This is a genomic window from Candidatus Pseudothioglobus singularis PS1 (assembly GCF_001281385.1).
Lineage (GTDB): Bacteria > Pseudomonadota > Gammaproteobacteria > PS1 > Pseudothioglobaceae > Pseudothioglobus > Pseudothioglobus singularis.
Genome location: NZ_CP006911.1, coordinates 1,331,753 through 1,347,032, shown reverse-complemented (window position 1 = coordinate 1,347,032; position 15,280 = coordinate 1,331,753). Strand labels below are relative to the sequence as shown.

Sequence of the window (15,280 nt, the reverse complement as noted above, 5' to 3'; positions counted from 1 at the left end):
TTATTTAAAAGGACCCATGCAAAACTACTCTACAGTAACAGACTTGGCAAGATTTCTTGGTTTGTCAATATCTGTATTTTTTAATAAAGCTACATGGTAGCTAAGCAATTGTAAAGGTATTGTAAATATAATTGGGGCTGTAATTCTCCCTAAATTTGATGTGACTGGTATCACCTGCATTGAGTCCATTGATTGAACTTTAGAATTTTCATCCTCAAAAACAATCATCTTAGAGCCTCTAGACTTTACTTCTTGTAAATTTGATTTCAATTTTTCTAATAGTTCATCATTAGGAGCAATAGCAATCACAGGCATATTTTTATCAATTAAAGCTAATGGACCATGCTTTAGCTCTCCTGCTGGATATGCTTCTGCATGTATATAACTTATTTCTTTAAGTTTAAGGGCACCCTCCATTGCAATAGCATGCATTGTGCCTCTTCCCAAAAATAGGGTACTATTTTTATCTAAAAAGCTATTTGCTAAGATTTTAATCTGATTTTCTTGATGGAGGGTTTCATTGATAAGTCCAGGTAATTTTTTTAAGCCATCTACAATTTCTTTTTCCTGAGTTCTGTCAATTTTATTGCGTAATTTCCCAATGGAACAAAGCATTAAGGCGAGAGAGACTAATTGAGTTGTGAAAGCTTTAGTGCTTGCAACACCTATTTCAGGTCCTGCATGAGTTAAAAATGTTAAATCAGAGAGTCTTGTAAGGCTTGATTCAGGAGTATTGCTTATACATAAAGATTTAATTGAATTATTTATTTTTTGGGCTGCCTTAAGAGCCTCTATAGTGTCAGCAGTTTCTCCACTCTGGGAAAGAGTAACAAAGAGAGTATCATCCAAAAGAATTGGACGACGATAACGATACTCACTTGCAATTTCAGTGTTACATGGAATTTTAGCAATATCTTCAATCCAATATTTTGCTACTATTCCTGCGTTATAACTAGTTCCACATGCAACAATTTGAATTTGTTTTATGTTTTTGAAAATTTCATCAGCTTTGTAACCAAAGGATGAAGTAATAACTGAATCATTAGTAATTCTAGACTCTAATGTGTCTCGTATTGCTTGAGGCTGCTCAAAGATTTCTTTTTGCATGAAATGATCATAAATACCCTTATCAACTTGACCTGCTTTAATCATGGACTTTATCACTGGCCGATCAACCAAGTTTCCATCAAGATCAAAAATTGTAATCTTATCTAATTTGATTTCAGCAACATCACCTTCTTCAAGAAAAATAAATTTTTTAGTTTCTGATAATAATGCCATTTGATCAGACGCAATATAATTTCCATTTGAACTAACCCCTAGCACTAAAGGCGAGCCCTTTCTTGTGGCGATGATTTGGTCTGGGAATTTTGAGGACATAATGCCAAGTCCATAAGAGCCTTCTAATGACTTAACTACTTTTTGAACAGATTCAATTAGAGTTTTGCTTGATTTTATTGCATAGTCAATTGCATGCGCTATAACCTCAGTATCTGTTTCAGATTTAAACTCATAACCCAGCTTTTTTTGATCATTTTTTAATGCAACATAATTTTCAATAATTCCATTGTGAACTACACTAACTGAGTTCTTTGATATATGGGGATGCGCATTGAGATTAGATGGCTTACCATGGGTTGCCCATCTTGTATGAGCAATGCCAATGTTGCCTTTTATCTTATTACTTCTCTCATTTAAGTTTTTCTCTAGATTTTTAACTTTTCCAACAGACCTTGCCCTATTAAAAGTATTCTTCTCTGACAATACAATAAGGCCAGACGAATCATAACCTCTGTACTCTAATCTATTTAACCCCTCTAAAAGAAGGGGGGTAATATTTGAATTTGTAACACCGCCAACTATTCCACACATAACGAATAATTAAAAAAAAGAGTATCTAATTATAGTTAATAATGAAATTGATCCCAACAGGATGATTTTTTTTCATTGTCTTGTTCATTTATTTAGAAACAATTAGCAATTTAGAGTTAATTTGAGTTTTAGCTTATAATAAAAAGCATAATGAAAGCTGATCTCCACAACCATTCATACTATTCAGATGGATTACTATCTCCCAGTGAGGTAGTGAGTTTAGCTAGCAGGGCTGGCTGTGATTTATTTTCATTGACTGATCATGATACAACAGATGGTATAGCTGAGGCTAAGTTAGAAGCTGAAAAAGTAGGTTTGAATCTAATCAATGGTGTTGAAATATCTGCGTTTTGGAAAAATATGGCTATCCATATAGTTGGTTTGGGAGTTGATATTAATAATGATATACTTCAAGCTGGTCTGGAGCATAATAAAGAGTTAAGAAAAATGAGAGCAGAAAAAATAGCTCTCAGTTTGTGGCGTTCTGGAATTAAGGATGCATTAGAAAAAACTCAAATGATAAGTGGGGGTCATATGCTTACAAGAACTCATTTTGCGCAGATGTTAATTCAAGAAGGTTATTGCAAAGATATGAAGTCAGTTTTCAGACGATATCTCACTGGAAAAAAGCCTGGAGGTGTAAGAGTAGAGTGGAAAGATTTTGATGAGGTTATCAATTGGATACAATCAGCTGGAGGCAAAGCATTTATTGCACATCCTTTTCGTTATCGAATGACTCACACCAAAATAAAAAAATTGATTAGGGACTTTAAAAAAGCTTCTGGAGATGGTATTGAAGTTGTTAATGCAAATAGTTCTAGTGAGGAAATTGCTCTTGGAAATCAGTGGGCTGAAGATCATGATTTGCTAGCATCATGTGGCTCAGATTTCCATGGATGGCCGAATCAAAGAGTCCAAATAGGAAATTTGATTGAGCTACCAAATCCTAAAAGAGCCGTTTGGAGTCACATGTAATGGCCTTATTCCTTGATATTCATCCTGAAAACCCACAGTCAAGACTTATTTCTAAAGTAACTGAAACTTTAAAAAGTGGCGCGGTAATAGCTTATCCAACTGACTCTGGTTATGCTTTAGGATGTGCATTAGGCAATAAGAATGCGATGGATAGAATTATAAAAATTAGACAATTAAAAAGACACCATCACTTTACATTAATGCTTAAAGATTTGTCCCATGTTGGAGAGTATGCAAAATTAAATAACTCAGGATTTAGATTATTAAAAAAAATATTACCAGGTGCATACACCTTTATTCTTGAGGGAACCAAAGACATACCTAATCGTTTACTGAATGGCAATAGAAAGACAATTGGTGTGAGGGTTTCAAGTAATGCAATTGTGCAATCAATATTGGAGGATTTGATGGAGCCAATGATGAGTGTTTCATTAATTATGAAGGGTTACGAGTTTTACCATGGTAATGATGTGAAGACAGTTCTCAATAATTCAATTGATCTTATTATTGATTCAGGTCACTGCCCACCTCAGCCAACGACAGTTATAGATATTTCAGAAAATGATGTCATTATTTTAAGAGAGGGCGCAGGAAGTCTCGAATTTGTAAATTGACACTGTTTGCTTTTAAAATGTAATTACAATATAATTACATTATGGCAAAAATCATAAAAATTGGCAACTCCCAAGGTATCAGAATTCCTAAACCAATCATCACTCTTGCAAATCTTGAAGACCAAGAGCTTGATTTTGTGGTTTTAGATAGCGGTTTACTAATAACACCTGAAAAAAAAGTAAGAATAGGTTGGGATAACAATTGCGAACATGAACTAACTGCAAAATGGGAATGGAGTAAGAGCTAATGAAACGTTTTGAGGTCTGGCTTGTTATGAAAAACCCTGAGTATGGGCGCGTTGTTGATAATTTGGGTCTATGCGCCATTGTGACTCCTGATGAACTCAACAATATAACAAGTCTTTTGGTAGCTCCGATGACAACATCATACGAAGAAATTCCTAGTCGGGTTTCTTGTAATTTTGAGGGTGCAAAGGGCTTCATAATGACTGACCAAATTAGGGCAGTTGAGAAGCATTGCTTTATTAAAAAATTAGGCGAACTTGAATCTGAGGTTCAAGTAAATCTATGTGATTGCCTTCAAGAGTTTTTTGCTTACTAACTAGCGCTGTGAGTATAATCGTTTCATTTATATGCAAATCAATTTCAAAATGAAGACTGCTGAAATTCGTCAGAAATTTTTAACTTACTTTGAGAGTAATGGACACTCAATTCAGCAGAGTGCTTCTTTAGTTCCCCATAATGACAACACTTTGCTCTTTGTAAACGCTGGAATGGTTCCTTTCAAAGATTTTTTTACTGGTGCTGCAAAAAAGCCTTTCGACAGAGCGGTTTCGTGTCAAAGGTGTGTCAGAGCTGGTGGAAAACATAATGATTTAGATAATGTAGGATATACCGCTAGGCACCATACATTTTTTGAGATGTTGGGTAATTTTAGTTTTGGCGACTATTTTAAAAGCGAAGCAATTCGATTTTGTTGGGATTTCTTAACGGTTGAGCTTGGTCTTCCAAAAGAAAAGCTCTGGGTAAGTGTGTTTGAAGACGATGATGAGGCTGTAGATATATGGGTTAATGAGATTGGCTTTCCTATTGATAGGATATCAAGATGTGGTGCAAAAGATAATTTTTGGCAAATGGGTGATACAGGACCTTGCGGACCATGCAGTGAGGTTTTTTATGATCATGGAGACCATATTGAAGGTGGGCCGCCAGGAACTCCAGAAGAGGATGGAGATAGATTCATTGAGATATGGAATTTAGTTTTTATGCAATTCGATCGTCAAATAGATGGTACTTTGGTGCCTCTAAAGTCTACTGGCGTTGATACTGGGATGGGTCTTGAGAGATTGGCAGCTGTTATTCAGCATGAAAATAATAACTATGATATTGATAGTTTTAAAGAGTTGACTAGCGCTGTTGTAGCCTTAACTCCAAAAGAAGAAAAGATTAAGCAGAACCATGCGTCAGTACGTGTCATTGCAGATCATATAAGGTCTACAGCGTTTATGATTGTTGATGGCATAATGCCTTCTAATGAGGGAAGAGGTTATGTACTTAGACGAATTATTAGAAGAGCAATTCGTCATGGGCACAAGTTAGGAATTAGTGAAACCTTCTTCTATAAACTGGTATCCGTTTTATCAAATCAAAATCAAAAAGCATATCCTGAACTTTTATCGAGTAAAGAATTAGTAGAGCAAGCACTGCAAAAAGAAGAGGGGCGATTTATTCAGACTCTTGATACGGGTATGGGAATTCTTGAAAATGCAATTGAAGCCATTTCTGGCGATGAGATTAGTGGAGATATAGCCTTTAAGCTCTATGATACGTATGGCTTCCCAGTTGACCTTACAGCTGACGTTGCAAGAGAGAGGGGCTTGAAGATTGACATGGCTGGCTTTGATTCACAAATGACACAACAAAGAGATCGTGCAAGAAATGCTGGCGATTTTGAGTCCAAAAAATCTAATGTAACCATTGGAGATCCAACTGAATTTTTAGGTTATGAGCACTTTGAAAATACTGCTATTGTTAAAGCGATCATTAAAGAAGCCCAATCTACAAATGAATTAAATCAGGGCGAAAAAGCAATTTTAATTCTAGATAAAAGTAGTTTTTATGGTGAATCTGGAGGTCAGTGCGGTGATCATGGTATTTTATCCAATAAAGACTGTCTATTCAATGTGACAGATACTCAAAAACAAGCCTCCAATGCATATGAGCACTATGGAATTCTTGATTCTGGATCTATTAAGCTTGGTGATAAGGTAGATGTTGCAATAGACACAGATAGAAGAAAAAAAATTATGCGTAACCACTCTGCAACCCATCTCCTTCATGAGGCTTTAAGGCAGGTTTTGGGAGATCAGGTCAAGCAAAAAGGATCCCTAGTTGAATCAGATAAATTAAGATTTGATTTCTCTCAAGATGAGCCAATCTTACAACCAGACCTAGATCAAGTTGAGGCTATAGTGAATGAGCAAATTCTAGGTAATACAGAAGTCAACACTGAGTTAACAGATATTAAAACCGCAAAAAAGATGGGGGCTATGGCCCTTTTCGGTGAAAAATATGGAGAAGAGGTCAGGGTTCTATCAATGGGAGATGATGACTTTTCAGTTGAGCTATGCGGGGGAACGCACGTTCAAAGATTAGGTGATATTGGTAGATTCAAAATCACTTCTGAGAGTGGAATAGCCTTTGGAATTAGAAGGATTGAGGCAGTTACAGGTTTAGAAGCTTATCAACTCGATAAAAATAATGAAGAAAATATAAATATGATTGCTCATCTTACAAAATCAAATTCAACTGCAGTTATCGACAAAGTAAAACAGCTCATCAACAATCAAAAAAGTCTTGAGAAACAAGTCGCTACCTTTCAAAAGCAATTAGCTAGCGATCAAAGTGATACTTTAATAACGAATGCTATTGATGTTAATGGGCTCAAACTTCTTGCGACTGAAGTCTCAGGCGTCTCCTCAAAAGATTTGAGAGAATTAGCTGATACATTGAAAGACAAGCTGGTTTCTGCGATAGTCGTTTTAGCTGTTGTATCGAACAACAAAGTTTCTCTTGTCTCAGCCGTCACAAAAAATCTCACTGATAAATACCAAGCGGGAAATATTCTAAATCATGTTGCATCCCAAATCGGAGGTAAAGGTGGTGGAAGGGCAGATATGGCGCAAGGTGGTGGAACTGATGTAGAAAAACTTGCCCAAGCACTAGAGTCTGTTAAGGATTTAATTGAATAAAAAAGAAAAAGTAAAGTGCTAGGACTTAGTTAATGGACTGGCAACAAATATCTTTTGAAGTTCAAAAATCTGAAGTAGATTTGATATCAGAAGTGCTTGTGGGTCTTGGCAGTCTATCGATTACATTCAAAGATGCGCAAGGTAATGATATCTATGAGCCTCCAGTTGGAACAACGCCTTTATGGGAAAAAGTTACGGTAACAGCTTTGTTTTCATCTGAAATGAGCAAGGATTATGTAGAGAAGACTATCTTAGAAATCTGTGATATTAATATTTCTGATGCCTCCAGCCTTAAAGATAAGGTTTGGGAGAAAGAGTGTCAAAAAGACTTTCCTGCAATGCAGTTTGGAAAAAAGCTGTGGGTATGCCCTTCATGGGATATAAAACCGGAGCTATCAACTGGAGCCATTGTTATTGAGATGGATCCAGGTCTAGCTTTTGGAACTGGAACGCACCAAACGACAAGTCTATGTTTAGAATACTTGGATGAAAACCCACCAGTAAACCTTGACGTCATTGATTTTGGTTGTGGAACTGGAATTCTGGCGATAGCAGCTGCAAAGCTTAAAGCTAAAAGCGTTTTAGCTATTGATAATGACCCTCAGGCTGTCATGGCAAGTCATGAGAATGCCAATAAAAATCATTGCAATGATGTCATTAATACCATTCATTCAATGGACCAAGATAATTCATCTCGGTGTGATTTACTTATAGCAAATATACTTGCAAATCCAATTATTGAATTAGAGCCTCTTTTTTCAGAGTTTTTAAAATCAAATGGCACCATCCTTCTTTCTGGAATTATAAAAGATCAGGTTAAAGAAGTAGTCAGTTGCTATTCTCAAAACTTCACTGGCATTAAGCTTGCCAATAAAGATGAGTGGTATAGAATTTCAGCAACTAGAAAATTTTCTTAAGAATTTTATGATATTTTTTAGCCGCCGCCAACTGCATCAATTACCTCAATCCGGTCTTTGGCCTCTAAAAAAAATGAAGAATGCTTTGATTTAGGGATAATTGATTCATTGATCTCAACAGCAATTCGCTTATTTCGAAAGCCTAATTGATTAATAAGGTCATCTATATTTGAATTTTGAGGGAGAGAAATTTCCTCACCGTTGACAAAGATTTTCACAGAAACATCAAGTTGTAAATACTAAGTAGATTATAACATTGGATTCTTAAATTCAAGATAAATTCTCTACAAACACATGGTAAAATTTCTCAAGTTTTTGATCCCTCAACAGGAGTACAGTTTTGCCTCAAACTGCCATATTAGCACTCGAAGATGGTACAGTTTTTTGGGGAAAATCAATTGGTTCTATTGGCCAAACTGTTGGTGAAGTTGTTTTTAATACAGCAATGACAGGCTACCAAGAGATACTCACGGATCCTTCCTACTGTCAGCAAATCGTAGCACTGACCTATCCTCACATTGGTAATACTGGAATTAATATTGTCGATCAAGAATCTTCAGATATTTATGCTTCTGGTTTAATTATAAGAGATCTTCCTTTGGCTTATAGTAATTGGCGCTCTGAAATGAGCCTTGATAACTATCTTTCTACTAATAATATTGTTGCTATTGCTAATATAGATACTAGGGCTGTCACTAGACATTTACGAATTAATGGAGCGCTTAAAGGATGTATTATGGCTTATGATTCTATTGATTCAAACGCAGCAGTTCAAAAGGCTAAAGAATTTCCTGGTCTCAAAAATATGGACTTAGCTAGAGTGGTTTCAACATCTAAAACTTACAGCTTTAATCAGGGTTCATTTGATATCGAAAATGCCACGTTTAATAAGAGTGTGTCCAAATTCAAAGTGGCAGTCTATGATTATGGAGTCAAGAAAAATATTCTAAGAATGCTTGTTGATCGGGGCTGTGAGCTAACCGTTTACAACGCTCAAACGCCTCTAGAAAAGGTGCTCGAAAATAATCCTGATGGTGTTTTTCTCTCTAATGGTCCTGGAGATCCTGAGCCATGTGATTACGCTATCAATAATATCAAAAAATTATTAGATAAAGGAATACCAATGTTTGGTATCTGTTTGGGACATCAGCTTCTATCATTAGCCTGCGGTGCAAAAACAGAAAAAATGAAGTTTGGACACCATGGTGCAAATCATCCAGTGCAAGACCTTAATTCTCATAGAGTTATGATTACATCTCAAAATCATGGTTTTGCAGTCTCTGATCAGAATATGCCTGATAATGTTGAAATTAGCCACAGGTCTCTTTTTGATAAGAGTATTCAGGGCATCAGAATCAAAGATAAGCCTGCCTATAGTTTTCAAGGGCATCCTGAAGCATCACCTGGACCTCACGATGTCAGTTACTTATTTGATGAATTTATAGGACTGATGTCAACATGAAATTGAATACTACTTATTATTCTTATTAGAAATGCCTAAAAGACAAGACATTAAAAGTATTTTAATTATTGGTGCTGGACCGATTGTCATTGGCCAAGCATGCGAATTTGATTACTCTGGTGCACAAGCATGCAAAGCTTTAAGAGAAGAGGGCTTCAGGGTGATATTGGTTAATTCAAATCCTGCAACTATCATGACAGATCCAAAAATGGCAGATGCAACCTATATTGAGCCTATTGAGTGGAAAACTGTAGAAAAAATTATTGAAAAAGAAAAACCAGATGCTCTTCTTCCAACCATGGGTGGCCAAACTGCACTTAACTGTGCCCTTGATCTTGATCGACACGGCGTTTTAGAAAAACATAAGGTTGAGATGATTGGCGCAAACAAGGAGGCAATTGATAAAGCTGAGGATAGAGAACTATTTCGCCAAGCCATGCTTAAAATTGGGCTCGATATGCCTAAAGCTGCGATAGCTCACACACTTGAAGATGCACTAAAAGTCCAGGAGCAGGTTGGCTTTCCAACAATAATTCGCCCCTCATTTACAATGGGTGGCTCTGGTGGTGGAATTGCTTACAATAAGGAGCAATTTGTAGAAATATGTCTGCGAGGTCTTGATTTATCTCCAACTAATGAGTTATTAATTGAAGAGTCTATTTTGGGCTGGAAAGAATTTGAAATGGAGGTCGTTAGAGATAATAAAGATAACTGCATCATTATTTGTTCTATTGAAAATTTTGATCCAATGGGGGTTCATACAGGAGACTCAATAACGGTAGCCCCTGCACAAACCCTTACTGACAAAGAGTACCAAGTCATGCGAAATGCTTCTTTGATGGTTCTAAGAGAAATTGGTGTCGACACAGGTGGTTCAAATGTTCAGTTTGCTGTTAATCCTGATAATGGCAGACTAACCATCATTGAAATGAACCCAAGAGTTTCTCGATCATCTGCTTTAGCATCTAAAGCGACTGGCTTTCCAATTGCGAAAGTAGCTGCCAAGTTGGCAGTTGGTTATACGCTTGATGAATTAGATAATGACATTACAGGTGGAAAGACACCTGCGTCATTTGAGCCATCTATTGACTATGTTGTGACAAAAATTCCAAGGTTCGCATTTGAGAAATTTCCACAGGCTGATGATCGGCTAACCACTCAAATGAAATCTGTTGGTGAAGTAATGGCAATGGGTTCTACATTCCAAGAGTCACTCCAAAAGGCACTCAGAGGTCTTGAAACTGATAAATCTGGTCTGGATCCAATTATAGATATTTCAATCGATGATTCAAAATCAAAAATAAGAAGTGAGCTTCTTTCTGCAGGTGCTGAGAGAATATTTTATTTAGCTGACGCCTTTAGGATGGGTATGAGTGTACGAAATGCATTCGACCTTTCTAAAATTGATCCTTGGTTCCTAGCGCAAGTTGAAGACCTTGTCCTTTCAGAAAATTCAATTCAAGGACAAGATATAAAAAGCATAAAGTCTGAAACAATTCGTGAACTTAAGCAGAAGGGTTTTTCAGATAAGAGGCTCTCAGAAATCCTAAAATGCTCAGAAGCAGAATTTAGAAATAAAAGACTATCATTCAATATTAAGCCGGTATTTAAAAGGGTTGATAGCTGCGCTGCTGAATTTGATACGCAGACTGCTTATTTATATTCTACCTATCAATCTGAATGCGAAGCAAGCCCAACCAATAATAAAAAAATTATGATCTTGGGGGGTGGGCCAAATAGAATCGGGCAAGGGATTGAGTTTGATTACTGCTGCGTTCACGCATCTTTAGCGCTTCAAAAAGATGGATATGAGACCATCATGGTTAACTGTAATCCAGAAACTGTTTCTACTGATTATGATGTCTCAGATAGGCTTTATTTTGAGCCGCTCACACTCGAAGATGTTCTAGCGGTTATTGAAATTGAAAAGCCAGAGGGCATTATTGTTCATTACGGGGGGCAGACACCTCTTAAACTTGCAGAAGCTCTTGAGAAAAGTGGTGCCAACATTATTGGTACAAGTCCAGACTCTATAGACCTTGCTGAGGATAGAGAACGCTTCCAAAAAATGATACAAAAACTTAAATTAAAGCAACCAGTTAACGATACAGCAAGATCACAAGATGAAGCGGTAGAAATTGCAAATTCAATTGGCTTTCCTTTGGTGGTCAGACCCTCATATGTTTTAGGTGGCCGTGCGATGGAAATTGTCTATGATAACGAAAGTCTTGAAAGGTACATGAAGACAGCTGTAAAGGTCTCAAATGATTCACCTGTCCTATTAGATTCCTTTTTAGATCATGCGATTGAGGTTGACATAGATGTCATTAGTGATGGCAAGGATATTGTTATTGGCGGAATTATGGAGCATATCGAACAGGCTGGAATTCATTCAGGTGATTCTGCATGCTCACTTCCACCTCACTCTTTGCCTACAATTGTTCTTGATGAAATGCGTCGACAAGTCAAAATGATGGCCAAAGAACTAAAAGTTATTGGGTTAATGAATACACAGCTTGCCTATCAAGATGAGGAAATTTATGTGATTGAGGTAAACCCAAGGGCTTCAAGAACAGTCCCTTTTGTTTCCAAAGCAACAGGAGTTCCTTTAGCAAATATTGCCGCAAGAGTTATGGCGGGAACATCACTTAAAGAACAAAACTTTACCTCTGAAATTATTCCAAAGCACTATTCAGTTAAAGAGTCTGTTTTTCCATTTAATAAGTTCTTAGGAGTCGATCCATTTTTAGGACCTGAGATGAGATCAACTGGAGAAGTGATGGGTGTTGGCAAGGATTTCCCTGCAGCTTTTGATAAAGCATTCCTCGCTGCGGGTGATGTAGTTCCAACGAGTGGAAAGGTGCTTGTCAGTTTAAGAACTCTAGATAGAGGTAGGCTCGTTGAGCTAGGAAACAGACTGATCGACCATGGCTTTGAGATAGTTGCAACTCGAACAAACCAAGAAATACTCAAACAAGCTGGCCTTGAATGTACAATGGTTAACAAAGTGTCTGAAGGTTCGCCGCATATTGTAGATGCGATCAAAAATGAAGAGATTAGCTTGATTATTAATTCAACTGATGATTCACAAGGTCTTGAAGATGCGACTGTGATTCGTTGTCAAGCATTAATTCATAAGATTCCGTGTACAACAACAGTTGCCGCAGCCTTTGCAATGCTTGATGGATTGATGACTCAAGATAAATTGGTTGTAAGATCTTTACAATCTATTCACCAGTAATAATATGGAAGCTATACCAATAACAATTAACGGAGCAAAGTCTCTAGAGTTTGAGTTACTTAGACTTAAGGATGAGGAGCGCCCTAGAATAGTTAGTGATATTGCAACAGCGAGAGAGCATGGGGATCTTAAAGAAAATGCTGAATATCATGCTGCAAAAGAAGAGCAAGGCTTTGTTGAAGGTAGAATTCAGGAGATTGAATCAAAGTTATCTCGCTTACAAATTATTGATGTTAGGCAACTTAACCAAGATGGTCGCTGTGTTTTTGGAACAACAGTCAACCTTTTGAATCTCTCTGATGATACAGAAACTAGCTATCAAATTGTGGGTGAGGATGAAGCAGATATCGAGCAGGGTAAAATTTCATGTCATTCTCCAATTGCAAGAGCCTTGATGGGCAATGAGGAGGGTGATGAAGTAACCGTAAAAGCCCCCAAGGGCGATATTCTTTATGAAATTCTTGAGGTCCAGTACATCTAGTCCTGCTTTGATTAGAAGCTAGCTTTTTAATTTTTTTTATTTTAATTTTTCAATTCTGTGTAGAATTGTAATTTTTTAAATTTAGGGAATTTTATAATGCCTGGCTTACTTCCTAACATTGATCCAGATGGACTCTTAGAATACTCAGTGGTTTACACTGATAGATCACTTAATCACATGTCCAACTCTTTTCAGAAGGCGATGAATGATGTGTCATCCTCTCTCAAAAAAGTATACAACGCTGAGTCAGTAGTCCTAGTTCCTGGTGGTGGAACTTATGGCATGGAGGCTGTAGCGCGTCAATTTGCTACTGACAAAAATTGCCTTGTGCTTCGAAATGGATGGTTCAGTTATCGCTGGTCTCAAATTCTTGAGATGGGAAATATACCCTCTAAATTAACTGTTTTAAAAGCATCTCGAGAGATTGATGGGCCTCAAGAGCCATTTTCTCCATTAGATGTTGACCTCGTCATTGAAAAAATTAAAACAGAAAAACCAGCAATGGTCTTTGCACCACATGTTGAAACTTCAGCTGGAATTATTTTGCCTAATGATTACATTAAATCAGTTTCAGACGCGGTCCATTCAATTGGCGGTATGTTTGTCCTTGACTGTATTGCGTCTGGCGCTATTTGGATTGATATGGAAAAATGTGGGGTTGATGTTCTAGTTAGTGCACCTCAAAAGGGGTGGAGCGCATCCCCGGCATTTGGAATGGTAATGCTTTCTAAGAATGCTTCTAAGAAGATACACAATACCCAGAGTACAAGTTTTTCTTGTGACCTTCTAAAGTGGCTTCAAATTATGCAGACTTATGAAAATGGGGGTCATGCTTATCATGCAACTATGCCTACAGATGCCATTAAACACTTCCGAGATACTATAAATGAAACAGCTGAGTTTGGATTTGATAGGGCTCGAGACAAGCAACAAGAGCTAGGTGATAGGGTAAGGGAGTTACTCAATAAACATCACTTTATTAGTGTTGCGGCAGAGGGGTTTCATGCCCCTGGGGTCGTAGTTAGTTACACCAAAGACCAAGCAATTCATAATGGTTCAAAATTCAAAGATATGGGAATTCAAATTGCTGCAGGTGTTCCGCTTCAGTGCGATGAAGGCGAAGATTATCAAACTTTTCGTTTAGGGCTGTTTGGACTTGATAAGTTAAAAAATGTCGATGCCGCAGTTCAAAAGCTCGAAGATGCTTTTAACAATTTATAAATACTTATGAACGTTGAGTCTTTAATCAGAACTGATAAAGAGTATTGGAGCAAACTATATCATGGTTATGCTAACTTTTATAAAATGCCAATGAATAGTGATATTCTTGATGAAGTTTGGGATTGGATCTTTAACCCTGATATTAAATTTTATGCGATAGGTGTTAAGTCAGAACAAGGAGAATTGATTGGCTTTATGCATTTTAGAGAAATGCCATCGCCCTTAAGAGGCATATTTGTTGGGTTCTTGGATGACCTGTTTGTTCGTCCTGATTTTAGAGGCTCTGGGGCAGTTCAATTGTTATTTAAAGACTTAAAGTTACAAGCTCAAAAGAATGGCTGGCCCTATGTGAGATGGATAACTGCCAGCGATAATCAAAGAGCAAGAGCTGTGTATGATCAAATTTCCGAAACAATTGATTTTGTTACTTATCAGATGCATACCCAATAAGTTTTCAATTATTAGATTAACCTGTTGGCACATCAATTGTATTCTTTTTGGGTCCATATTTAATCTTTGACAATAACTAATCTTATTTACAATTATTTTTATAAAAACCTAGAGATTATTTATGAAACTTGGTGAAATAATTGATCATTATTCAGAGCCATCTCATCCCAAAGGTATAACAATTGAAGGGAATATGGTGACCTTGAAACCATTAGTTGCCAATCAATTTGCAGAGGAGCTTTTTCTATCCAACTCAATAGATATTGAGGGGGGTAATTGGACTTATCTGCCGTATGGGCCCTTTAAAAGTGAATTAGAATATGCAAGCTGGATAGAATCTTTTGAAGAAGGTAGTGACCCAGTATTTTTTGCTATCGTAAGCAAAAAACTAAAAAAAGCAATAGGTGTTGCGAGCTATTTGAGAGTTAATCAGGATGCTGGGTCAATTGAAGTTGGACATATTAATTACTCTCCGCTGTTACAAAAAACGACAGAAGCTACAGAAGCAATGTACTTAATGATGAAGTGGGCATTTGAAAATGGTTATAGGCGTTATGAATGGAAGTGTAATGCACTTAATTTAAGATCTCGTGCCGCGGCTCAAAGATTTGGTTTCTCATATGAAGGAGTCTTCAGGCAGATGGCTATTGTCAAAGGGAGGAATAGAGATACGGCATGGTTCGCAATGATTGATAAAGAGTGGAACAGTATTGAAAAATGTTTTACTAAATTTTTATCTGAAAGCAATTTTGATGAGAATGGCAAACCAAATTTATCTTTAAGGTCGCTAACAAAGCCATTACTCTATAAGCTGGACAACTTAGATCTATCCTAA

At 37.0% G+C, this 15,280-nt stretch carries 14 protein-coding genes; 12 read left to right on the top strand and 2 right to left on the bottom strand.

Annotated elements, in window-relative coordinates; translation table 11 throughout:
- Positions 1 to 24: 24 nt before the first annotated feature.
- On the bottom strand, positions 25 to 1,872 hold the full coding sequence (gene glmS / locus W908_RS06825) for a glutamine--fructose-6-phosphate transaminase (isomerizing) (protein ID WP_053820484.1): 1,848 nt from the start codon (positions 1,870 to 1,872) through the stop codon (positions 25 to 27).
- A 150-nt stretch (positions 1,873 to 2,022) separates the two neighbouring features.
- Between glmS and W908_RS06820 the strand changes: the two genes are divergently transcribed.
- The 6 genes from W908_RS06820 to prmA are packed head-to-tail and all read left to right on the top strand — an operon-like array spanning position 2,023 to position 7,590.
- Positions 2,023 to 2,847, top strand: coding sequence for a PHP domain-containing protein (locus W908_RS06820; protein WP_053820483.1), 825 nt, complete (start codon positions 2,023 to 2,025; stop codon positions 2,845 to 2,847).
- Positions 2,847 to 3,461 carry an L-threonylcarbamoyladenylate synthase gene (locus W908_RS06815; protein ID WP_053820482.1) on the top strand — a complete coding sequence of 205 codons (615 nt, stop codon included), beginning with the start codon at positions 2,847 to 2,849 and terminating at the stop codon, positions 3,459 to 3,461. Before W908_RS06820 ends, W908_RS06815 begins: the two co-directional genes overlap by 1 nt.
- A 41-nt stretch (positions 3,462 to 3,502) precedes the next feature.
- The gene (locus W908_RS06810) at positions 3,503 to 3,709 is read left to right on the top strand and encodes an AbrB/MazE/SpoVT family DNA-binding domain-containing protein (protein ID WP_053820481.1); all 207 of its coding nucleotides are present in this window, start codon (positions 3,503 to 3,505) and stop codon (positions 3,707 to 3,709) included.
- Positions 3,709 to 4,023, top strand: coding sequence for a type II toxin-antitoxin system PemK/MazF family toxin (locus tag W908_RS06805; RefSeq protein ID WP_053820480.1), 315 nt, complete (start codon positions 3,709 to 3,711; stop codon positions 4,021 to 4,023). Before W908_RS06810 ends, W908_RS06805 begins: the two co-directional genes overlap by 1 nt.
- A gap of 49 nt (positions 4,024 to 4,072) precedes the next feature.
- Complete coding sequence (alaS, locus tag W908_RS06800) at positions 4,073 to 6,673, top strand: alanine--tRNA ligase (RefSeq protein ID WP_053820799.1); 2,601 nt, start codon at positions 4,073 to 4,075, stop codon at positions 6,671 to 6,673.
- 32 nt (positions 6,674 to 6,705) lie between these two features.
- Positions 6,706 to 7,590, top strand: coding sequence for a 50S ribosomal protein L11 methyltransferase (prmA, locus tag W908_RS06795; protein ID WP_053820479.1), 885 nt, complete (start codon positions 6,706 to 6,708; stop codon positions 7,588 to 7,590).
- Between the two features lie 17 nt (positions 7,591 to 7,607).
- Here the strand turns inward: prmA and thiS are convergent, their stop codons facing one another.
- Positions 7,608 to 7,808 (bottom strand): sulfur carrier protein ThiS, encoded by a 201-nt coding sequence (gene thiS, locus W908_RS06790; RefSeq protein WP_020024250.1) that lies wholly within the window; start codon positions 7,806 to 7,808, stop codon positions 7,608 to 7,610.
- Between the two features lie 122 nt (positions 7,809 to 7,930).
- Here thiS and carA point away from each other — a divergent pair, with 122 nt between their 5' ends.
- The 6 genes from carA (at position 7,931) to W908_RS06760 (ending at position 15,280) form a co-directional block, all read left to right on the top strand.
- Positions 7,931 to 9,052, top strand: a complete 1,122-nt coding sequence (gene carA / locus W908_RS06785; RefSeq protein ID WP_053820478.1) for a glutamine-hydrolyzing carbamoyl-phosphate synthase small subunit — start codon at positions 7,931 to 7,933, stop codon at positions 9,050 to 9,052.
- Positions 9,053 to 9,083: 31 nt separating this feature from the next.
- A complete protein-coding gene (carB, locus tag W908_RS06780; protein WP_053820477.1) occupies positions 9,084 to 12,293 on the top strand; it encodes a carbamoyl-phosphate synthase large subunit in 3,210 nt (1,069 codons plus the stop codon).
- 4 nt (positions 12,294 to 12,297) lie between these two features.
- Positions 12,298 to 12,774 carry a transcription elongation factor GreA gene (gene greA / locus W908_RS06775; protein ID WP_053820476.1) on the top strand — a complete coding sequence of 159 codons (477 nt, stop codon included), beginning with the start codon at positions 12,298 to 12,300 and terminating at the stop codon, positions 12,772 to 12,774.
- A gap of 96 nt (positions 12,775 to 12,870) precedes the next feature.
- Positions 12,871 to 13,995 (top strand): aminotransferase class V-fold PLP-dependent enzyme, encoded by a 1,125-nt coding sequence (locus tag W908_RS06770; protein ID WP_053820475.1) that lies wholly within the window; start codon positions 12,871 to 12,873, stop codon positions 13,993 to 13,995.
- 6 nt (positions 13,996 to 14,001) lie between these two features.
- Positions 14,002 to 14,445 (top strand): GNAT family N-acetyltransferase, encoded by a 444-nt coding sequence (locus W908_RS06765; RefSeq protein WP_053820474.1) that lies wholly within the window; start codon positions 14,002 to 14,004, stop codon positions 14,443 to 14,445.
- A gap of 121 nt (positions 14,446 to 14,566) precedes the next feature.
- A complete protein-coding gene (locus tag W908_RS06760; protein ID WP_053820473.1) occupies positions 14,567 to 15,280 on the top strand; it encodes a GNAT family N-acetyltransferase in 714 nt (237 codons plus the stop codon).

Bases quoted from the DNA above. Each gene is read 5' to 3' on its own strand.
- glmS (WP_053820484.1), bottom strand. From the start codon at position 1,872: ATGTGTGGAATAGTTGGCGGTGTTACAAATTCAAATATTACCCCCCTT.
- W908_RS06820 (WP_053820483.1), top strand. From the start codon at position 2,023: ATGAAAGCTGATCTCCACAACCATTCATACTATTCAGATGGATTACTA.
- W908_RS06815 (WP_053820482.1), top strand. From the start codon at position 2,847: ATGGCCTTATTCCTTGATATTCATCCTGAAAACCCACAGTCAAGACTT.
- W908_RS06810 (WP_053820481.1), top strand. From the start codon at position 3,503: ATGGCAAAAATCATAAAAATTGGCAACTCCCAAGGTATCAGAATTCCT.
- W908_RS06805 (WP_053820480.1), top strand. From the start codon at position 3,709: ATGAAACGTTTTGAGGTCTGGCTTGTTATGAAAAACCCTGAGTATGGG.
- alaS (WP_053820799.1), top strand. From the start codon at position 4,073: ATGAAGACTGCTGAAATTCGTCAGAAATTTTTAACTTACTTTGAGAGT.
- prmA (WP_053820479.1), top strand. From the start codon at position 6,706: ATGGACTGGCAACAAATATCTTTTGAAGTTCAAAAATCTGAAGTAGAT.
- carB (WP_053820477.1), top strand. From the start codon at position 9,084: ATGCCTAAAAGACAAGACATTAAAAGTATTTTAATTATTGGTGCTGGA.
- greA (WP_053820476.1), top strand. From the start codon at position 12,298: ATGGAAGCTATACCAATAACAATTAACGGAGCAAAGTCTCTAGAGTTT.
- W908_RS06770 (WP_053820475.1), top strand. From the start codon at position 12,871: ATGCCTGGCTTACTTCCTAACATTGATCCAGATGGACTCTTAGAATAC.
- W908_RS06765 (WP_053820474.1), top strand. From the start codon at position 14,002: ATGAACGTTGAGTCTTTAATCAGAACTGATAAAGAGTATTGGAGCAAA.
- W908_RS06760 (WP_053820473.1), top strand. From the start codon at position 14,567: ATGAAACTTGGTGAAATAATTGATCATTATTCAGAGCCATCTCATCCC.